At 68.3% G+C, this 20341-nt stretch carries 18 protein-coding genes and 1 pseudogene; 9 read left to right on the forward strand and 10 right to left on the reverse strand.

Annotated features, from left to right (window positions below; genetic code table 11):
• Both SZ55_RS08680 and SZ55_RS08685 read left to right on the forward strand, forming a co-directional pair.
• Positions 1–233, forward strand: a pseudogene (locus tag SZ55_RS08680) (hypothetical protein); the annotation flags it as partial.
• Between the two features lie 91 nt (positions 234–324).
• The gene (locus SZ55_RS08685) at positions 325–888 is read left to right on the forward strand and encodes a DUF4124 domain-containing protein (RefSeq protein WP_044404256.1); all 564 of its coding nucleotides are present in this window, start codon (positions 325–327) and stop codon (positions 886–888) included.
• A 22-nt stretch (positions 889–910) separates the two neighbouring features.
• On the opposite strand, the gene SZ55_RS08690 is transcribed toward SZ55_RS08685, so the two are convergent.
• On the reverse strand, positions 911–1714 hold the full coding sequence (locus tag SZ55_RS08690) for a helix-turn-helix transcriptional regulator (protein WP_044404258.1): 804 nt from the start codon (positions 1712–1714) through the stop codon (positions 911–913).
• 198 nt (positions 1715–1912) lie between these two features.
• Between SZ55_RS08690 and SZ55_RS08695 the strand changes: the two genes are divergently transcribed.
• Both SZ55_RS08695 and SZ55_RS08700 read left to right on the forward strand, forming a co-directional pair.
• On the forward strand, positions 1913–3277 hold the full coding sequence (locus SZ55_RS08695) for an APC family permease (protein WP_044404260.1): 1365 nt from the start codon (positions 1913–1915) through the stop codon (positions 3275–3277).
• Positions 3278–3293: 16 nt separating this feature from the next.
• Positions 3294–4388: a DmpA family aminopeptidase gene (locus SZ55_RS08700; RefSeq protein WP_044404262.1), complete on the forward strand. Its 1095-nt coding sequence runs from the start codon at positions 3294–3296 to the stop codon at positions 4386–4388.
• 36 nt (positions 4389–4424) lie between these two features.
• Here the strand turns inward: SZ55_RS08700 and SZ55_RS08705 are convergent, their stop codons facing one another.
• From SZ55_RS08705 to gcl, 8 genes are all read right to left on the reverse strand, one after another.
• Complete coding sequence (locus SZ55_RS08705) at positions 4425–5423, reverse strand: sulfate ABC transporter substrate-binding protein (RefSeq protein ID WP_044404264.1); 999 nt, start codon at positions 5421–5423, stop codon at positions 4425–4427.
• An 82-nt stretch (positions 5424–5505) separates the two neighbouring features.
• Complete coding sequence (locus SZ55_RS08710) at positions 5506–6129, reverse strand: HD domain-containing protein (protein WP_044404359.1); 624 nt, start codon at positions 6127–6129, stop codon at positions 5506–5508.
• A gap of 88 nt (positions 6130–6217) precedes the next feature.
• On the reverse strand, positions 6218–7144 hold the full coding sequence (locus SZ55_RS08715; protein WP_044404265.1) for an urea transporter: 927 nt from the start codon (positions 7142–7144) through the stop codon (positions 6218–6220).
• A 119-nt stretch (positions 7145–7263) separates the two neighbouring features.
• A complete protein-coding gene (pyk, locus tag SZ55_RS08720) occupies positions 7264–8679 on the reverse strand; it encodes a pyruvate kinase (RefSeq protein ID WP_044404267.1) in 1416 nt (471 codons plus the stop codon).
• Complete coding sequence (locus SZ55_RS08725; RefSeq protein WP_044404270.1) at positions 8669–9949, reverse strand: glycerate kinase type-2 family protein; 1281 nt, start codon at positions 9947–9949, stop codon at positions 8669–8671. The genes pyk and SZ55_RS08725 overlap by 11 nt, the downstream gene beginning before the upstream one ends.
• 222 nt (positions 9950–10171) lie before the next feature.
• A complete protein-coding gene (locus SZ55_RS08730; protein ID WP_044404273.1) occupies positions 10172–11062 on the reverse strand; it encodes a 2-hydroxy-3-oxopropionate reductase in 891 nt (296 codons plus the stop codon).
• A 16-nt stretch (positions 11063–11078) separates the two neighbouring features.
• Positions 11079–11861 carry a hydroxypyruvate isomerase gene (gene hyi / locus SZ55_RS08735; RefSeq protein WP_044404276.1) on the reverse strand — a complete coding sequence of 261 codons (783 nt, stop codon included), beginning with the start codon at positions 11859–11861 and terminating at the stop codon, positions 11079–11081.
• A gap of 60 nt (positions 11862–11921) precedes the next feature.
• A complete protein-coding gene (gene gcl / locus SZ55_RS08740) occupies positions 11922–13697 on the reverse strand; it encodes a glyoxylate carboligase (protein ID WP_044404279.1) in 1776 nt (591 codons plus the stop codon).
• Positions 13698–14034: 337 nt separating this feature from the next.
• Between gcl and SZ55_RS08745 the strand changes: the two genes are divergently transcribed.
• Both SZ55_RS08745 and SZ55_RS08750 read left to right on the forward strand, forming a co-directional pair.
• Positions 14035–14475 carry a GlcG/HbpS family heme-binding protein gene (locus SZ55_RS08745; RefSeq protein WP_044404282.1) on the forward strand — a complete coding sequence of 147 codons (441 nt, stop codon included), beginning with the start codon at positions 14035–14037 and terminating at the stop codon, positions 14473–14475.
• 133 nt (positions 14476–14608) lie between these two features.
• On the forward strand, positions 14609–16045 hold the full coding sequence (locus SZ55_RS08750; protein WP_044404285.1) for an RtcB family protein: 1437 nt from the start codon (positions 14609–14611) through the stop codon (positions 16043–16045).
• Positions 16046–16052: 7 nt separating this feature from the next.
• Here the strand turns inward: SZ55_RS08750 and SZ55_RS08755 are convergent, their stop codons facing one another.
• Positions 16053–16682 (reverse strand): TetR/AcrR family transcriptional regulator, encoded by a 630-nt coding sequence (locus SZ55_RS08755; protein WP_044404288.1) that lies wholly within the window; start codon positions 16680–16682, stop codon positions 16053–16055.
• A gap of 221 nt (positions 16683–16903) precedes the next feature.
• Here SZ55_RS08755 and moaA point away from each other — a divergent pair, with 221 nt between their 5' ends.
• The 3 genes from moaA (at position 16904) to SZ55_RS08770 (ending at position 20243) form a co-directional block, all read left to right on the forward strand.
• Positions 16904–17899, forward strand: coding sequence for a GTP 3',8-cyclase MoaA (gene moaA / locus SZ55_RS08760; RefSeq protein WP_044404291.1), 996 nt, complete (start codon positions 16904–16906; stop codon positions 17897–17899).
• A 146-nt stretch (positions 17900–18045) separates the two neighbouring features.
• Complete coding sequence (locus tag SZ55_RS08765; protein WP_044404294.1) at positions 18046–19404, forward strand: 8-oxoguanine deaminase; 1359 nt, start codon at positions 18046–18048, stop codon at positions 19402–19404.
• Positions 19401–20243 (forward strand): substrate-binding periplasmic protein, encoded by an 843-nt coding sequence (locus SZ55_RS08770; RefSeq protein WP_082078181.1) that lies wholly within the window; start codon positions 19401–19403, stop codon positions 20241–20243. The genes SZ55_RS08765 and SZ55_RS08770 overlap by 4 nt, the downstream gene beginning before the upstream one ends.
• The last annotated feature ends 98 nt before the right edge of the window (positions 20244–20341 follow it).

A 20341-nucleotide genomic window follows, 5' to 3' on the forward strand; every position in this document is an offset into this window, starting at 1 on the left:
GGGTGACCCGCATGAAGACCCACCCCCGCTATGCCCCGCCACCCGGCGCGGCCTGCTACTGGGACAACACCCTTGGGGTGTATGTGCTGGAAGGGCGGGGCGAGCTCTACTACCGCGAACGCACCTATTACCGCTGGGATGGCGGCTGGAGCTGGTCCAATGGTGCCGACGGTCCCTGGCAGCCCACCGACGCCTCCGGCGTGCCCGCCGGGCTGGGTCGTCGCCATCCGTGACCTGCGTCACAAAGGGCGGCTCGCAGGGCCATGGACAGCATCCGGGCGCTTAGGTAAGTTGCTGGCGTTTTGATATCTCCGGAGCACATGGATGTTCGCTCGCGCCTGCCTGGCCACCTTGGCCATCGTCCTTTCCCTGCCTGCCAGCGCTCAGGTCTACCAATGGCGAGACGAGCAGGGCCGCGTGCATTTCACCGACACCCCGCCGCCGGAAAGCCGCAACGTCCATGAAGAGAAGCTGCAGGTGAACACCATGCAGGGCCTCGACGACAGCGAGCTGACCTCCCTTTCGAAGTCTTCCAGTGGACTGGACCTGGACGATGAGGACGACCTCAACCCCGGCCAGCTCCAGCAGAAAGGCGTGGTGCAGTGCGCGGCCGCCATCTCGCGCATGCCTTCGCTGATCCGTGAGGCCCAGCAGCTCGGGCGCGAGCGTGTACGCCAGAAGCGCATCACCCAGGCCCAGCTGGACGAGGCCATGTACAAGTTCGACACCGCCTACAAGCTGCTCAAGCGCAACGAGCGGGCCTGTGTGTCCGACTACGTCAAGGGCGGTACGCCGCGCATGGCGGTCAACTGCATGGCCGACACCCGTGACGTGACCAGCTTCGGCCTGTGCATGCAGTTCGCCCAGTGGGCCGACGCCTTCGACTGAGGGGCGGGGGTCACGGCCTGCCTCATGGGTTCTCCGGGTCGTGCCCCAGGGCCTGGATGAACAGCGAGAACAGCTCCGGCTGGGAGGAGATGTCCAGCTTGGCGTAGAGATGCCGGCGGTGGACCTTCACCGTGTCCGGCGAGATGGCCAGCCGCTCCGCCATCGCCTTGCTCGAATAGCCCCGCAGGATCAGCCGGGCGATCTCCAGCTCCCGCTCCGACAACACCCCCGCGCCGAACTGGCTGAGGGCATCGCGCACCTGCGAGGCCACCTGGTCCTGGCTGGCCGGGCCGCGAGCCTGCAGGCGCTGGTGCCAGTGCTGCTGCATCAGCGCCAGCACCCAGGGTGCCACCAGGGCCGCAAGGCCGCATTCCGCTGCATCGAACCGCTTTCGCATGCCCAGTGACAGGGACAGGCTGCCCGCGCCGGGGAGCTGTGCGATGAACTGCACCTCGTCTTCCAGCACGTTGTCGTGGAAGTAGCTGAGGTAGTACTCGCTCTGGCGGAAGTGGTCCGGCGCCACTTCCTCCAGGCGGTAGAAGCCGCTGGGCAGCCCTTCCCGGCACGCCTGGTAGAAGGGGTCGAGCAGGTAGGGCCCGCTGAGGTAGGCCGGCATGGCGGTGGGCGTGCCTTCCGGCTCGGCGTCGTACTCCTCCAGGGGCTGCGGCGCGCCCTGGGTGGGGTAGTAGGCCGCCAGCGCGTTGTCGAACGGCAGCCACTGGTGCAGCAGCAGGATCAGCTGCTTCCAGAACCGCTCGCCGCCGAGGTGCTCGACGGTACGGCCCAGGCCGGCATGCAGGCCGACCTCCCTGAACAGGCTGTCCATGCGGTGCTCCAGATCGAAAAAGGGGAGGCCAGCTTGTCCGATCCGCTCCCCCGGCCTCAAGGGGGCGTACGCCAATAGGGTGATTGGCGCACGGTCGGGCCCCGCCCAGAATCGGCCCACCAACCGGCGCCACCAGAAGCGCCACTGCGTACTGCTTGATGTCTGCCTCAATCCCAATAACAACCAGAGGATCAGGATATGAGCGCTTCCACGCCTGCGGGCGGCCGTCTCAAACCCAGTCTCGGCACCGCCGATGTCGTCGCCATCACCGTCTCCGGGGTCACCCCCGCCAGTTCCATCTTCGTGATCGCCCCCTTCGCCATCCAGCAGGCCGGCAGCGGCGCCTTCATGGCCTTCGCCCTGGCCGGCGTACTGGCCCTGATGTTCGCCTGCTGCTACGCCGAGCTGGGCCGCGCGCACCGCTCGGCCGGCGGCGAGTACGTCTACGCCAAGCGCATCTTCGGTGGGCTGGCCGGCTACGCCACCTTCCTCACGGTGCTGGCCATGCTGCTGTTCATCCCGCCGGTGCTGGCCACCGGCGCCGCCACCTACCTCAACCGCGCGCTGGGCACGGCGTTCGACAGCCAGACGGTGGCCCTGACCATCGTCGTCGCCAGCTACGCGCTGGGCATTCTCAACATCAAGGTCAACGCCTGGGTCACCGGCCTCTGCCTGTTGCTGGAGGTGGCCGCGCTGCTGGTGATCGTCGGCCTGGGCTTCGGCAACCCCAGTCAGCCGGCCAGCGTGCTGCTGCACCCGCAGATCCTCGATGGCGGCGTGCTCCAGGCGGCGCCCATGGCGCTGGTGCTGGGCGCGGTGGGCACGGCGCTGTTCTCCTACAACGGCTACGGCAGCGCGGTGCTGATGGCCGAGGACATGAAATGCGGCGGCCGGGGCGTGCACAAGGCCGTGCTGTGGTCCCTGGTGCTGGTGGTGGTAATCGAGCTGGTGCCGCTCACCGCGTTGATCATCGGCGCGCCCTCGCTGGAGACACTGATCGCCAGCCCCGACCCCATCGGCTACCTGCTCGCCAGCCTGGGCAACGAGACGCTGTCGCGCTGGGTCAGCGCCGGCATCTTCCTCTCGGTGTTCAACGCCATCGTCGCCATCGTCATCCAGATCGGCCGGGTCATCTTCAGCAGCGGTCGCGACGAGCTGTGGATGCCGACCCTGAACCGCACCTTCACCCGCATTCATCCGCGCTGGGATTCGCCCTGGCTGGCCACGCTGTTCCTTGCTGTGCCCTCGGCGCTGCTCAGCTTCAGCTCCAACCTGGCCGAACTGACTTCGTTCACGGTGCTGCTGATCGTCCTGGTCTACCTGGTGGTGGGGCTGTGCGGCCTGTTCAGCCGGGTGCTGCGGCGTGACCTGGAACACAGCTACCGCATGCCGTTCTGGCCGTTGCCGGCCCTGTTGGCTGCCGGTGGTGCTGCGGCGCTGCTGGTCAACCTGGGCCTGGCGGCCTCCAGCCGGGACCTGCTCATCATCCTCGGGCTGCTGGCCGTCTCGGTGATCTTCTACTGCACCTATGGCAAGTTCAGCCCGGCCTTCCAGAAGCTTTGAACCACAAGGAGTCGCCATGCGCGCGCGTCAATTGGGAATCCGCATCGGCCTGGGTACGCCCGGCCCGCTCAACGCCATCACCGATGTGCCCGGGGTCCGGGTCGGCCACAGCACGCTGGAGGAGGTGCGTGACGGCAAACCGGTGCGCACCGGGGTGACCCTGGTGCAGCCCCGCGAGGGTTCGGCCCGCCAGCAACCCTGCTTCGCCGGCTGCCATGTGCTCAATGGCAACGGTGACGCCACCGGCCTGGAGTGGATCCGCGAGGCGGGCCTGCTGACCACGCCGCTGGCCATCACCAACACCCACAGTGTCGGCGTGGTGCGCGATGCCCTGGTGGCGGCCGAGCGCGAGCAGGCCGGGCAGGCGGTGTACTGGTGCATGCCGGTGGTGATGGAGACCTACGACGGTTTGCTCAACGACATCTGGGGCCAGCACGTCGGCCCCGAGCAGGTGCGCCAGGCCCTGGCCGAGGCGCGCAGCGGTGCCGTGGAGGAGGGCGCCGTGGGGGGGGGCACCGGGATGATCTGCCACGAATTCAAGGGCGGGATCGGCACCGCCTCCCGGCAACTGCCGGCGGAGCAGGGTGGCTGGGCGGTGGGGGCGCTGGTGCAGGCCAACCACGGCGTGCGCCGCGAGCTGCGGGTGGACGGCTACCCGGTGGGACGCGTGCTGACCGAGATCGAGTCGCCCTTCGCCGAGCGCGACACCCCCGGCATGGGCTCCATCGTGGTGATCATCGCCACCGACGCGCCGCTGCTGCCGCACCAGTGCCAGCGCCTGGCCCAGCGCGCCTCCATCGGCATCGCCCGGACCGGCGGCGGCACCGAGGACTCCAGCGGCGACATCTTCCTGGCCTTCGCCACCGGCAACCGCAACCTGCCGCCGGCGGACTACGCGCGCAAGGACCTGCCGTTCAGCACACCGCTGGCAATGGTCAACAACGACCACATCTCCCCGCTGTTCTCGGCGGCGGCAGAGGTGGTGGAGGAGGCCATCGTCAATGCATTGCTGGCCGGGCGGGCGATGGTCACGGCGGATGGGCGCCGGGTGCCGGCGCTGGAAGGGGATGTGTTGCTGGAGGCGCTGCGCACCCAGGGCTGGCGCGGCTGAAACGACAGGGCCCGGCGCTGGCCGGGCCCTGCTGGGTCACTGGGCGGTGTAGACCTGGTCGAACACGCCGCCGTCCTGGAAGTGGGTCTTCTGCACGTCACGCCAGCTGCCGAAGGTCTTCTCCACGGAGAAGAAGTCCACCTTCGGGAAGCGGTCGGAGAACTTGGCGAGGATCTCCGGGTTGCGCGGGCGCAGGTAGTTGTTGGCGGCGATGGTCTGGCCCTCGTCACTCCACAGGTACTTCAGGTAGGCCTCGGCGGTTTCGCGGGTGCCTTTCTTGTCCACCACCTTGTCGACCACAGCCACCGGCGGCTCGGCCTCGGCGGAAACGCTGGGGTAGACCACCTCGAAGCCACCGCGGCCGAATTCACGGGCGATCATCTCGGCTTCGTTCTCGAAGGTCACCAGCACGTCGCCGATCTGGTTCTGCATGAAGGTGGTGGTGGCGGCACGGCCACCGGTGTCCAGCACCGGCACGTGCTTGAACAGCTGGCCGACGAAGGCCTTGGCCTTCTCTTCATCGCCCCCGTTCTTCAGCACGTAGCCCCAGGCGGAGAGGTAGGTGTAGCGGCCGTTGCCCGAGGTCTTGGGGTTGGGCACCACCACCTGCACGCCGTCCTTCACCAGGTCCGGCCAGTCCTTCAGGCCCTTGGGGTTGCCCTTGCGCACGATGAACACGGTGGCGGAGGTGAACGGCGCGCTGTTGTTCGGCAGGCGCTCGGCCCAGTTCTTCGGCACCAGGCCGCCGTTGTCGGCGAGGGCGTCGATGTCGGTGGCCTGGTTCATGGTGATGACGTCGGCCGGCAGGCCATCGATCACGGCGCGGGCCTGCTTGCTGGAACCGCCATGGGACATCTGCAGGGTGACGTTCTCGCCCTTTTCCGCTTTCCAGTGCTTCTGGAAGGCGGCGTTGTAGTCCTTGTAGAAGTCGCGCATCACGTCGTAGGAGACGTTGAGCAGCGGCGGTGCGGCATGGGCGGCACCGGCCAGGGCGAGACCTGCGGCGAGGAGCGAGGCGGAGAACAGTCGTTTCACTGTGCGTTCCTTCTTGGCGGAGTGAGGAGCGGGACTATAGCGGCTGGCTGTATATGCTTTAAAGAACTGAAAAGTAATTTGCTTATTCTGCACCGAGGGCAAGCAGGGCCCGCTGCAGGTTCTCCCGGGCCGGCTGCTCCCAGCGTTCGGCCAGCGGGGCGTTGTGGTAGAGCGCCGGGTGCGCCAGGAGCTGCTTCAGGAGCTTGCTGCGCCCGGCCCGGAACAGCGGCTCCGGCACCCAGTGGTACTCCTGGCGGATGGCGGTTTCGTAGGCGTCGTACACCGGCGGCGGGGCCGCGAGGATGGACAGGTCGAGGTCGACCACCAGCCCGGCGTCGGCACCTTGCGGCGGTGCCTGGTGGCAGGTGGCGAGAGTGAGCGCGCGAACGGCCTCGCCGTGGTGCCCGAGTCCGGCGGCTTCCAGCCAGGCCACTGCCTGCTCGGCGCTGGCGGCTTCGTTGTCCTGGCGGCGGGTGTCATAGACCAGGTCGTGGGTCCAGAGTGCCAGTTCGACGAGGTGCGGGTGCTCGGCCAGGTGCTGCCAGGTGTCGAAGTGCGCCAGGCAGGCCGCAATGTGGGCGTCGCTGTGGTAGGCGCGGTCCGGTGCGGAATAGGCCGCCAGCAGGTGCTCGAAGCTATCGGCAGGGGTTGTGGCACCCAGCTGCTGCCAGAGGCGGTTCCAGCGGGTCGGATCGAGTCGGCTCATGGTGGGCCCGGTTGCGGTGGCAGGGAGGCTCACGATGCCCGGCCGGCGGCCGTCGTGCAATGTTCTGGGCCTCTCTTGAAATGGTCTTTCAAAGGCGGCGGGCACGGCGCAGCGCATGGGCGTTGCCGGCAGTGCGCCGGGCGTTGTCCCGCAGCAGGCGCCCGCCGGCCAGCACCAGCCAGCAGGCGAGGATGAAGGGGGCGGTCATGGCCGGCAGCCCCAGGGCGGCGAAGCCGGGTTGCAGCAGCAGGCCCAGCCCCACCCCCAGCAGCACGCGGGGCAGGCTGCGCACACCCTGGCCGAGGGCGATGGCGATGAGTACGCCGTTGAGGCCGAACAGCCCACCCATCACGGCCGTGTGCGGCAGCGCCAGGGCCATGCCCAGCAGCAGCGCCGAGCCGGCGCCCAGCAGGGCCCAGGCCGCCACGCGCCAGCTGGCGAGGGCCAAGGCGGCGAGGACGCAGGCCCCGGCAGCGGGGCTGTCGAGGAAGATCACCTGGCCGAAGCTGCGCAACAGGGCGAGGCCACCGTCCGCCAGGGTCACCTGGGGCCAGGGCGTGTCGTCCGGCTGGGGCGGGGGCAGCAGGCCGGCCAGCCACAGGCTGATCCAGCCCAGTGCCACGAAGGGGCTGGTGTACACCGGCAGGCCGTCGTGGCGGCGCGAGGCGCGCAGCAGAAGGCGCATCACCAGGCTCGACAGCCCGGCTGCGGCGATGACGAACAGCGGCAACAGCGCCTCGCCCTCCAGGCGCAACCCGAGCAGCAGGCCCAGCAGGCAGCCGTTGTAGCCGTAGAGGCCGGCGTCGAGGTCGTCAGGGGTTGCGCCCAGGCAACGGGCGATGAACCAGGCACTCCAGGAACCCAGCACGGCATAGGGCAGCAGGCTGGGTGCCCCGAGGACGATGGCGAGCAGCAGCAGGGCGCCGCAGCCCGGATGACGTTGCAGGAATACCTGGCTCACCCCGTTGAGGGGGCCGATGAACCAGCCCCGGAGGGTTGGGTGTGGGCTTCGCATGGTGGCAGTCGAAAGAACGCGTGGGACGGCTCGTGGGCTCGTCAGGCGCGGCTCGCTGCATGGGCGGGCCGCGCCGGGGCTGGGAGGTGGCGGGCCGATACGTGCCGGCCCGCTTCACCTCAGGACAGTTGTTCGATACGCAGCAGGTTGGTGGAGCCGGGCGTGCCGAGGGGGACGCCGGCGGTGATCACCAGGGTGTCTCCCGTGCGGGCCATGTTCTGGCCACGGGCGATCTCCAGGGCGGTGCCGGTGATCTCCTCGACGCGGTGCAGGCGGGCGTTGACCACCGAGTAGACGCCCCAGGCCAGGGTCAGGCGCCGCGCCGTGGCCAGGTTTGGCGTCAGGCTGAGGATCGGCGCCTTGGGCCGCTCGCGGGAGGCGCGCAGGCTGGAGGCGCCGGACTCGGTGTAGTTCACCAGCACGGCCACCGGCAGGATGCTGCTGATGCGGCGGATGGCGCAGCTGATGGCGTCGGAGGCCGTGGCTTCGGCCTGGGGGCGGGCCACGTCGAGCTGGCTCTGGAAGTCCGGGCCGTTCTCCACCTGGCGGATGATCTTGCTCATCATCTGCACTGTTTCCAGCGGGTAGTCGCCGGAGGCGGTTTCGGCCGACAGCATCACGGTGTCGGCGCCTTCGGCCACGGCGTGGGCCACGTCGGTGACTTCGGCGCGGGTCGGCGCCGGGGAGAAGCGCATGGACTCGAGCATCTGGGTCGCCACCACCACCGGCCGGCCGAGCTGGCGGCAGGTGCGGATGATGTCCTTCTGGATGCGCGGCACGTTCTCGGCCGGCACTTCGACCCCCAGGTCGCCACGGGCCACCATGATGGCGTCGCACAGGCGGGCGATGGCCTCCAGGTGCTGCACGGCGGAGGGCTTCTCGATCTTGGCCATCAGTGCGGCGCGGCCCTGGATCAGCTCGCGGGCTTCGACGATGTCCTCGGGGCGCTGGACGAACGACAGCGCCACCCAGTCCACGCCCAGCTCCAGGCCGAAGTCCAGGTCACGGCGGTCCTTGGCGGTCAGGGGGGAGAGCTGCAGCACCGCCTCGGGCACGTTCACGCCCTTGCGGTCGGACAGCTCGCCGCCAGCGATCACGCGGGTTTCCACCGCGTCGGCATGCTTGGCGGTCACTTGCAGGCGCAGCCGGCCGTCGTCCAGCAGCAGGCTCATGCCCGGCTCCAGGGCCTGGATGATCTCCGGGTGGGGCAGGTTGACCCGCTGGCTGTCGCCGGGGCGGGCGTCGAGGTCGAGGCGGAAGGCCTGGTCGCGCTCCAGCTGGACCTTGCCTTCGGCGAAGCGGCCGACCCGTAGCTTGGGCCCTTGCAGGTCCATGAGGATGCCGATGGGGTGGCCCAACTCGCGTTCCACCTCGCGCACCCACTGGTAGCGCTGGGCGTGGTCGGCGTGCTCGCCGTGGCTGAAGTTCAGGCGGAACAGGTTGACGCCCGCCTTCACCAGGTCGCGGATGTCGTCGATGCCTTTGATCGCCGGCCCGAGGGTGGCGAGGATCTTCACTTTCTTGTCAGGCGTCATGTGCAGGGCTCTCAAGAATCAGGATGGCGCGGAAGTCGTTGACGTTGGTACGGGTCGGGCCGATCACGATCAGCCCGTCGAGGGCGGCGAAATAGCCGTAGCCGTCGTTGTCGTCGAGGGCGTTGCGGGAGGACAGGCCGAGTGTCTGGGCGCGGGCGTGGCTCTCCGGGGTCATCAGGGCGCCGGCATTGTCCTCGGAACCGTCGATGCCGTCAGTGTCGCCGGCCAGGGCGTAGATGCCCGGGTGGCCCTTGAGGTCGTGGGCCAGGCTGAGGAGGAACTCGGCGTTGCGCCCGCCACGGCCGTTGCCGCGTACGGTGACGGTGGTCTCGCCGCCGGAGAGGATCACGCACGGCGGCTTGATCGGCTGGCCGTGGCGGGCGATCTGCCGGGCGATGCCGGCGTGGACCTTGGCCACCTCGCGGGATTCGCCCTCCAGGTCGCCGAGGATCAGCGGTATCAGGCCGGCGGCGCGGACCTTGTCGGCGGCGGCGTCGAGGGATTGCTGGGGCGTGGCAATGAGCTGGAAGTGGCTGCGGGACAGGCACGGGTCACCGGGCTTGACCGTCTCCGAGCGCGGGTCCTGCAGCCAGGCGCGGACGTGGGCGGGTACCTCGATCTGGTAGCGGGCGAGGATGGCCAGGGCGTCGGCGGAGGTGGTCGGGTCGGCCACGGTGGGGCCGGAGGCGATCACCGTGGCCTCGTCGCCGGGCACGTCGGAGATGGCGTAGGTGTACACGGTGGCCGGCCAGCAGGCCTTGGCCAGGCGGCCGCCCTTGATGGCCGAGAGGTGCTTGCGCACGCAGTTCATCTCGGAGATGGAGGCGCCGGACCGGAGCAGGGCCTTGTTGACCTGCTGCTTGTCCTGGAGGGTGAGCCCTTCGGCCGGCAGGGCCAGCAGGGAGGAGCCGCCGCCGGAGAGCAGGAAGATCACCCGGTCCGCTTCGCTGAGGCCGCTGACCAGCTCCAGTACGCGCCGGGCCGTTTCCAGGCCGGCGGCGTCCGGCACCGGGTGGGCGGCTTCGACCACTTCGATGCGCTGGCAGTCGGCGCCGTGGCCGTAGCGGGTCACCACCAGGCCGGCGATCTCGCCCTGCCATTCGCGCTCGATCACCTCGGCCATGGCGGCGGCGGCCTTGCCGGCACCGATGACGATGACGCGGCCGGAACGGTCGGTGGGCAGGTGGTCGGCGAGGACCTGGCGGGGATGGGCAGCGGCGATGGCGGTGGCGAACAGATCGCGCAGCAGGGCTTCGGGATTGAGCGGCATGAGGGGGCTCCAGGGCAGGGCAGTGGTTCGGGGGCTACCGTCGGCCAGGGGCGTCGGGCGGGCCGATCCCAGTCCCCAGCGGCCGGGGTGCGGGGCCGCTCGGGACTGGGATCGACCACCCTGGCCTCTGGCGCCGTGTCACCTCGGGCCAGGGCAGTCGATTGGGGTTCGCCGAGGATAAACCGATCCGTGGACCGGCTCATGCACCCGGCGGCAAACGCCTTACTCCTTGCGGATGGAGAAGTTGGCCATGTGCTCCAGGCCCTTGATCAGCGCGGAGTGGTCCCAGCCGCTGCCGCCCAGGGCGGCGCAGGTGCTGAACACCTGCTGGGCGTTGGCGGTGTTGGGCAGGTTGAGGCCCAGTTCGCGGGCGCCGGAGAGGGCCAGGTTGAGGTCCTTCTGGTGCAGGTTGATGCGGAAGCCCGGATCGAAGGTGCCCTTGATCATGCGCTCGCCGTGCACTTCGAGGATCTTCGAGCCGGCGAAGCCACCCATCAGCGCCTCACGCACCTTGGCCGGGTCGGCACCGTTGCGGGCGGCGAACAGCAGGGCCTCGGCAACGGCCTGGATGTTCAGCGCGACGATGATCTGGTTGGCCACCTTGGCGGTCTGGCCGTCACCGCTGCCGCCGACGCGGGTGATGTTCTTGCCCATGGCCTGGAACAGCGGCAGGGCGCGTTCGAAGGCATTCGGGCAGCCGCCGACCATGATGCTCAGGGTCGCGGCCTTGGCGCCGACTTCACCGCCGGAGACGGGGGCGTCGAGGTAGGTGGCGCCGGTGGCCTTGATCTTCTCGGCGAAGGCCTTGGTGGCTGTGGGGGAGATGGAGCTCATGTCGATCACCACCTTGTACGGGCCCACGCCTTCGGCGATGCCGTCCTTGCGGAACAGCACGTCTTCGACCTGCGGGGTGTCCGGCACCATGACGATGACGAACTCGGCTTCCTGGGCCACTTCGCGGGGGTTGGCCAGGGTGATGGCGCCGGCTTCGACGAGCGCGGCAGGGGCCTTGTCATGGTGGTTGGAGAGGAACAGCTGGTGGCCGGCTTTCTGCAGGTTCTGCGCCATGGGCAGGCCCATGATGCCGGTGCCGATGAATCCGATCTTGGCCATGTGGAATACCTCGTTATTAGATGGCGTTGTGGGTTTTCAGCCAGCCCAGGCCGGCGGCGGTCGTGGTGGCGGGCTTGTACTCGCAGCCGATCCAGCCCTGGTAGCCGATGCGGTCGAGGTGCTGGAAGAGGAAGCGGTAGTTGATCTCGCCGGTGCCCGGTTCGTGGCGGCCGGGGTTGTCGGCCAGCTGCACGTGGTGGATGGCGGGGAGGTTGCGTTCCAGGGTACGGGCCAGGTCTCCCTCCATGATTTGCATGTGGTAGATGTCGTACTGCAGGAACAGGTTGGGGCTGCCTACCTTCTCGCGGACATCCAGCGCCTGGCGGGTGGTCTGCAGGTAGAAGCCGGGGATGTCGAGGGTGTTGATCATCTCCATCACCAGCGTGATGCCGGCGGCTTCGAGGCGCTCGGCGGCGTATTCGAGGTTGTTGAGGAAGGTGTTTTCGATCACCTCGCAGCTGTGGCCCTGCGGGCGGATGCCGGCCAGGCAGTTGACCTGCTTGTTGCCCAGGACCTTGGCGTAGGCGATGGCCTTGTCGACGCCGGCGCGGAATTCCTCGATGCGATCGGGGTGGCAGGCGATGCCGCGCTCACCCTTGGCCCAGTCGCCGGCGGGCAGGTTGAACAGCACCTGCTCCAGGCCGTTGGCGTCCAGGCGGGCCTTGATCTCCTCGGCCGGGTAGTCATAGGGGAAGAGGTACTCGACGCCGCTGAAGCCGGCTTCGGCGGCGGCGGCGAAACGGTCCAGGAAGTCCACCTCGGTGAACAGCATGGACAGGTTGGCAGCGAAACGGGGCATGAAGATTCTCCTCGGTAGACGCCCCTCTCCCGCCACGAACGGGAGAGGGGAGGTGGCTCGTCAGTCCAGCAGCGAGATGGCAGTGGGGGCGTCGGAGCCGGTCAGGGCCAGCTCTTCGAACTCGTTGACGGCATTGATCTCGGTGCCCATGGAGATGTTGGTGACACGCTCCAGGATGACTTCCACCACCACCGGTACGCGGAACTCCGCCATCAGCTTGCGGGCCTGGGCGAAAGCGGCCTGCAGGTCGTTGGCGTCGAACACGCGGATGGCCTTGCAGCCCAGGCCCTCGACCACGGCGACGTGGTCCACGCCGTAGCCGTTCAGCTCCGGTGCGTTGACGTTCTCGAAGGACAGCTGCACGCAGTAGTCGATCTCGAAGCCGCGCTGCGCCTGGCGGATCAGACCCAGGTAGGAGTTGTTCACCAGCACGTGGATGTAGGGCAGGTTGAACTGCGCGCCGGCGGCCAGCTCCTCGATCATGAACTGGAAGTCGTAGTCGCCGGAGAGGGCGACCACCTGGCGCTGCGGATCGGCCTTGACCACGCCGAGGGCGGCGGGGATGGTCCAGCCCAGCGGGCCGGCCTGGCCGCAGTTGATCCAGTGGCGCGGCTTGTAGACGTGCAGGAACTGCGCACCGGCGATCTGCGACAGACCGATGGTGCTGACGTAGCAGGTGTCCTTGCCGAAGAACTCGTTCATCTCCTCGTACACGCGCTGGGGCTTCACCGGCACGTTGTCGAAGTGGGTCTTGCGCAGCAGGGTGCGCTTGCGCTCGCGGCAGGATTCGACCCAGGCGCTGCGGTCCTTCAGCTTGCCAGCGGCCTTCCACTCGCGGGCGACTTCGAGGAAGGCGTCCAGGGCGGCGGCGGCGTCGGAGACGATGCCCAGGTCGGGGGTGAACACGCGGCCAATCTGGGTCGGCTCGATGTCCACGTGGATGAAGCGGCGGCCCTGGGTGTAGACGTCCACGGAGCCGGTGTGGCGGTTGGCCCAGCGGTTGCCGATGCCGAACACCAGGTCGGACTCCAGCAGGGTGGCGTTGCCGTAGCGGTGGGAGGTCTGCAGGCCGCACATGCCGGCCATCAGCGGGTGGTCGTCGGGGATGGTGCCCCAGCCCATCAGGGTCGGGATGACCGGCACGCCGGTCAGCTCGGCGAACTCCACCAGGCGCTCGGAGGCGTCGGCGTTGATGATGCCGCCACCGGCCACCAGCACCGGGCGCTCGGCGTCGTTGAGCATCGCCAGGGCTTTCTCGGCCTGGATGCGGCTGGCGCTGGGCTTGTTCACGGCCAGCGGCTGGTAGGCCTCGATGTCGAATTCGATCTCGGCCATCTGCACGTCGAACGGCAGGTCGATCAGCACCGGACCAGGGCGACCGCTGCGCATTTCGAAGAAAGCCTTCTGGAAGGCGTAGGGCACCTGACCCGGCTCGAGGACGGTGGTCGCCCACTTGGTCACCGGCTTGACGATGTTGGTGATGTCGACGGCCTGGAAGTCCTCCTTGTGCAGGCGGGCGCGAGGTGCCTGGCCGGTGATGCAGAGGATCGGGATGGAGTCGGCGGAGGCGGAGTACAGGCCGGTGACCATGTCGGTGCCCGCCGGGCCGGAGGTGCCGATGCACACGCCGATGTTGCCCGGGTTGGTGCGGGTGTAGCCCTCGGCCATGTGGGAGGCGCCTTCGACGTGGCGGGCCAGTACATGGTCAACACCGCCGATCTTGTTCAGGGCGGCGTACAGCGGGTTGATCGCGGCGCCGGGTACGCCGAACGCAGTGTCGACGCCTTCGCGGCGCATCACCAGAACGGCAGCCTCGATTGCTCTCATTTTGGCCATGTTTTGTGCCTCGTTTATTGTGAAAATTGTATACAAGTCGTGTTGGCGGATTCTATTCAGGCGTTCGAGAACGGGTCAAGAAGATTTCCAGGGGAGATGGACGAAGGGAGCGCTTTCTTTAAAACGCCCGTTTGACGCGGGTTTGAGGCTGGCTATCGGCTACCGCTCATATTGTTTGTATACAAAAAATACGATCATTGTATTTTTGTGTTGATTTTTTTGTATTGCCTGATTTACTCCGGCGAATGCCTCCAGCAGCGCCTGACGAGCAGGGCCTGATGCCCCTTGGGTGCGCTTAGGAGCGACCGGACCATCATCTGACCGAGGAAGCCTCGCCATGAGCACCCTGTCCCTGGAAACCGCCATGAGCATCACCCACCGCGCGCTGGAGGCCGGGCGCGCCCTGCGTGCCGCGCCGCTGACCATTGCCGTGCTCGACGCCGGCGGGCACCTGATCGCCCTCCAGCGCGAGGACGGCGCCAGCATGCTTCGACCGCAGATCGCCATCGGCAAGGCCTGGGGCGCGGTGGCGTTGGGCAAGGGCTCCCGGCTGATTGCGGCGGACGCCCAGCAGCGCCCGGCCTTCATCGGTGCCGTCAACCACCTGGCCGACGGCAACCTGGTGCCGGCTCCGGGGGGCGTGCTGATCCGCGATCCGGCGGGGGAGGTGATCGGGGCGGTGGGCATCAGCGGCGACACCTCCGACATCGACGAGCAGTGCGCCGTCTCGGGCGTGGAGGCGGTCGGGCTGAGGGCCGACGCCGGCCTGCCGGCCTGACTTCCTGCGCGCCGGGGCTTGCGGCGAAGCCGTCGCAAGCCTAGGATGCGCGCCGTCCCTTCTGCTGCTGACGGACATGCTGCATCGCCCTGATCGGGCGGTGCCTGTTTTCGTCCATCGAAAAAGCAGCGTCATGAACAAGACCCCTTTCAAGCGGATCCAGCAGAAGCTGGCCCGCAGCGGCGTGGCCATCAGCCGCGTCAACGGCAATACCCTTTCGATCGCTTCCCTGAACCGCGCCGGCCTCGACGCGCGCATCCTGCTGCCCGAATCCCTGCCCATCGAGGAAAAGGCGGTGCAGCAACTGCTCGACTTCGCAGGCGTCCGTCATCCGTTGGGTGGCGAGGTGCGCTGCGCCTGTGCGACGCCGGACTTCCATACCGGCACCAGCATCCCGGTCGGTGCGGTGATTGTCACCAGCCCGGACATGGTGATCCCGCAGAGCATCGGCACCGACATCAACTGCGGCATGCGCCTGCACCGGCTGGGCCTCGACTACGAGCGCTTCCTGTCACGCAAGGCCGATTGGGTGGAGCGCGTCCGCGGCGACCTGCTGGACGGCACCCGCAACATTCCCACGGCGCCGGGCGACATGACGGCACTGTTCGCCGGCGGGCTGGGCGACTTCTGGGCGTCGCTGCGCCAACGGGGCGAGTGCGAGGGGCTGTTCGGGCACCTCGACTACGCCCAGGTGATGGCGGAGCTGGCGCAGTTGCATCCGTCGTCGTTCGAGCGCGGCGAAGCCCGCCATGCGCCCGCAGCCCTGCAGGACCCGGCCCGCCCGCGCCTGCGCGATCCGGGCCTGGGCACGGTGGGTGGCGGCAACCACTTCGTCGAGGTGCAGGTGGTGACCGAGCTGGTGGACCGCCGTGCCTGCTTCGAGCGCGGCCTGTCGGTGGGGCAGGTGGTGCTGATGATCCACACCGGCTCCCGCGACGTGGGCTTCCATGTCGGGCGGCGCTGGATGGACAAGGCCCGCGAGCTGTGGCCGAAGGGCATCCGCCACCCCGAGTCGCGGGTGTTCGCCCTGCTCGGGCCCATGGCCGATGAGTACCTGGCGGCGATGCATGCGGCTGCCCATTACGCCGATGCCAATCGCGCGCTGATCGCCGAGATGGTGCGCCAGCGCACCCGCGAGGTGTTCGGCGCGGACATCGAGGCGCCGCTGCTGGTGGATGTGCCGCACAACATCGTGCTGCGGGAGTCGGTGGGTAACGTCCATCGCAAGGGCGCGACGCCAGCCTATGCCGGGCAGGACCTGCTGATTCCCGGCAGCATGGGGCATGACTCCTACCTGCTCAGGGGGCTGGGCAACGCGCAGTGGCTGCGCTCGGCCAGCCACGGGGCGGGGCGTTCGATGTCCCGCAGCGAGGTCCGCTTGCAGGCGCGTCGCGCACCGGATGGACTGGGGCTGGACCGGGTGCAGTGCATCACCCGTCGCGAGGAGCGGCTGATCGAGGAGGCGCCCGGCGCCTACAAGGAGATCGGCGAGGTGGTGCGTGCCCAGGTGGAAGAGGAGACGGTCGCGGTGATCGCCCGCTTCAGCCCGATCCTCACCTTCAAGGCTTGAGGGGTGGTCAGGCGCTCTGCCGTTCGGGCGCCGGCTTCACCTCGCAGCCATTGAGCACCAGGCGGATGATGGTGTCGGCGGCGGCGTCGTAGTCGGCGTCGCTGAGGCTGGCCTTGCCGGTGACGACGGATATCTGCCAGTCGAAGTCGGCATAGGTCTGGGTCGCGGCCCAGATGCTGAACATCAGGTGGTTGGGATCGACGGGCGCCATCAGGCCCTGGTCGATCCAGCCCTGGATGCAGGCGATGTTGTGGCGGGCCTGTTCGTTGAGTTGCGCGGTGCGCTCGGCGGACAGGTGCGGCGCGCCGTGCATGATCTCGCTGGCGAACACCTTGGAGGCGTGGGGCAGGTCGCGGGAGATGCGGATCTTGGAGCGGATGTAGGCCCGCAGGACCTGGTCCGGGTGGCCGCCTTCGTTGAACGGGTGGGAGGCTGCCAGCAGGGGCTCGACGATGCTCTCGAGCACTTCCCGGTAGAGGTTTTCCTTGGACTTGAAGTAGTAGTAGACGTTGGGCTTGGGCAAGCCTGCCTTGGCGGCGATGTCACTGGTCTTGGTCGCGGCGAATCCCTTGTCGGCGAACTCCTCGCTGGCCGCGCTCAGGATCAGCTCTCTATTGCGCTCGCGAATACTGCTCACATCTGCTCCTTGGTTCACTCGCCGAGGGCCCTCACGGTCGGCTGGCGAGCGGGCGGGCATGGTAGCACCGGCTTTCCCGCGCTCTCAAGCAAGCTACGGGCAGCCTTTTGGCGGGTTCCGCCCCCGCATTCCTGTATACAAAAAGTGTTTTTTCTGCTCTTATCTGCCGATCCGTCCATGCCGCCGGGTCCCGACCGGCGCGTGCTGCGGCAGGCTTCAAGATGCCAGACCACACCTTGCGCGACCCCTTCGGTCGCTCCATCACCTACCTGCGTCTTTCGGTCACCGACCGGTGCGATTTCCGTTGCACCTACTGCATGAGCGAAGACATGGTCTTCGCGCCGCGCGCCCAGATCCTCAGCCTCGAAGAGCTGTACACCGTCGCCGATGCCTTCATCGGCCTGGGCGTGAAGCGCATCCGCGTCACTGGCGGCGAGCCGCTGGTGCGCAAGGGCCTCACCGGGTTGCTTGGCCGCCTGGGCCAGCGTCGCGAGCTCGACGACCTGGCCATCACCACTAACGGTTCGCAGCTGGCGCACATTGCCGCCGACCTGCGCGGTGCCGGCGTCACCCGGCTGAACGTGAGCCTCGATTCCCTGCAGCGGGAACGCTTTGCCGCCTTTACCCGGCGTGATCGGCTCGACCAGGTGCTGGCGGGCATCGATGCGGCGCGTGGGGCCGGCTTCCGGCGCATCAAGCTCAACAGCGTGGTGCAGAAGGGCCGCAACGATGACGAGGTGGAGGACCTGGTGGCCTTCGCCGTCGAGCGCGGCCTGGATATCAGCTTCATCGAGGAGATGCCCCTGGGCAGCATCTCCAGCCATGAGCGCAAGGTCACCCTGTGCACCTCGGACGAGGTGCGCGAGCGGGTGGCGCAACGTTTCGAGCTGCTGCCCAGCAGCCACCGCACCGGCGGCCCGTCGCGCTACTACCAGGTGGTCGGCAGCGACACCCACGTCGGCTTCATCTCACCCCACAGCCGCAACTTCTGCGGTGATTGCAACCGGGTGCGGGTCACCGCCGAGGGCAAGCTGGTGCTGTGCCTGGGCAGTGACGGCGCGCTCGACCTGAAGGCATTGATCCGTCGCCACCCCGGCGATTCGGACAGGCTGCGCTCGGCCCTCGTGGAGGCGCTCCGGCTCAAGCCGGAACGGCACCACTTCGAAGCCGACCAGCAAGTGCAGGTGGTCCGCTTCATGAGCGCCACCGGCGGCTGATCGAGACGCCGGACCGCTTCCCGCATTCCCCCTGAACCGCTGAGTGCCCTGTCGGGCGCTGGGTTGGGCTGCGGCCGGCCTTTCGATTCGCCGACTTACCATTACCTGAACAACAAGATCGCCCACGAGGGCGGAGGAGAGTACGCATGGGCAAGACATTGCTGGTGAAGAACGCCGACCTGCTGGTCACCATGGACGGCGAACGCCGCGAGATCCGGCAGGGCGGCCTGTTCATCGAGGACAACGTCATCCGCCAGGTGGGGCCGAGCGCCGAACTGCCCCAGAGCGCCGACGAGGTGCTGGACATGACCGGCAAGGTGGTGATCCCCGGCCTGGTCAACACTCACCACCACATGTACCAGAGCCTCACCCGTGTGGTGCCGGCCGCCCAGGACGGCGAGCTGTTCAACTGGCTGACCAACCTCTACCCCATCTGGGCGCGGTTGACGCCGGAGATGATCGGGGTGTCCACCCAGACGGCCATGGCCGAGCTGATCCTCTCCGGCTGCACCACCTCCAGTGACCACCTCTACATCTACCCCAATGGCTGCAAGCTGGACGACAGCATCCACGCCGCCCGCGAGATCGGCATGCGCTTCCACGCCGCCCGCGGCAGCATGAGCGTCGGTCGCAGCCAGGGTGGCCTGCCGCCGGATTCGGTGGTGGAGAAGGAGGCGGACATCCTCAAGGAGTCTCAGCGCCTGATCGAGGACTACCACGACGCTTCCCACGGTTCGATGCTGCGGGTCGTGGTGGCGCCGTGCTCGCCCTTCTCGGTGAGCCGCGACCTGATGCGCGAGGCTGCCGTGCTGGCCCGCCAGTACGGCGTCTCCCTGCACACCCACCTGGCGGAGAACGTCAACGATATCGCCTACAGCCGCGAGAAGTTCGGCATGACCCCCGCCGAGTACGCCGAGGACCTGGGCTGGGTCGGCCATGACGTGTGGCACGCCCACTGCGTGCAGCTGGACCAGCACGGCATCGACCTGTTCGCCCGCACCGGTACCGGCGTCGCCCATTGCCCGTGCTCGAACATGCGCCTGGCCTCGGGCATCGCGCCGATCCGCCGCATGCGCGATGCGGGTGTGCCGGTGGGCCTCGGTGTGGACGGCTCGGCCTCCAACGACGGCGCCAGCATGATCGGCGAGGTGCGCCAGGCGCTGCTGCTGCAGCGGGTCGGCTTCGGTCCGGACGCCATGACCGCCCGCGAGGCGCTGGAAATCGCCACCCTGGGCGGTGCCAAGGTGCTCAACCGCGACGACATCGGCGCCCTGGCGCCGGGCATGGCGGCGGACTTCGTGGCCTTCGACCTGGGGCACGTGGCCTATGCCGGGGCTCATCACGACCCGCTGGCTGCGCTGGTCTTCTGCACGCCGACCCAGGTCTCCACCAGCGTGATCAACGGGCGGGTGGTGGTGCGGGATGGCCAGTTGCTGACGGTCGACCTGCCCGTGGTGCTCGAGCGCCACAACCGCCTGGCCCGCCAACTGGTGACCGGTGAATGAGGCGCCGCAGGTCGATTCCCGGCAGGCTCGCCTGTGCGGGCTTGCTGGTGGGCGTGCTGCCGCTGGCGGCGCAGGCCCAGGGCTATGTGGTAGGTGTCGAGAACCTGGCGTTCCAACCTCACTACCAGCTCGATGAGAGCGGGCAGTACCGCGGCTTCGGCCGCGACCTGCTGGACCTGTTCGCCCGCAGCGAGGGCCTGCAGCTGGAGTACCGGCCATTACCGGTCAACGAGCTGGCGCAGCGGGCGGCGGCGGGGGAGGTGGACCTGCGCTACCCGGACAACCCCGAGTGGGCTGGTGCGGCGGCGCCCGGGTACGCGCCCACCTACAGTGCGCCGGTGGTGGCCTACGTGGATGGCGTGCTGGTGGACCCGCGACATGCTGGCCAGGGGCTCGACGGCATCCGTCGGCTGGCCCTGGTGAAGGGCTGGACGCCCCGGGGCTACCAGTCGCGTATCGAGGCGGGGCAGGTCCAGCCGGTGGAGGCCCGTGACCTGCGGCAGATGATCAACCAGACCCTGCGGCGGGATACGGATGGCGCCTACTTCAATGTGGTGGTCGCCACCTATTACCTGGACAACGTCCGGGCCCGCCCGGGTGCGCTGGTGTTCGACCCTTCGCTGCCCCACACCCGCAGCCATTTCCACCTGTCGTCCGTACGCCACCCCGAACTGGTGCAGCGCTTCGATCGCTTCCTGGGCGAACACGCACAGGAGGTGGCGGCATTGAAGGCTCGCTATCGCGTGGAGGCCAACCTGGACTCGGGCTACATGGGCATGGAGCAGTGGAAGGTGGACTTCCTCGAACGGCAGAAGCGCAAGGAGGCGCAAGGGCAGTAACGCCGGTGGGCGAAAAGCTTGAACCGTCCCTTGGGTCGCCCGGTCCACCAATACGAAGGCCGGGCGACCGCCGGCCGCCCGTCAACCGGAAAGAGGAC

This window comes from Pseudomonas sp. FeS53a, from assembly GCF_000931385.1.
Taxonomy (GTDB): Bacteria; Pseudomonadota; Gammaproteobacteria; order Pseudomonadales; family Pseudomonadaceae; genus Metapseudomonas; species Metapseudomonas otitidis.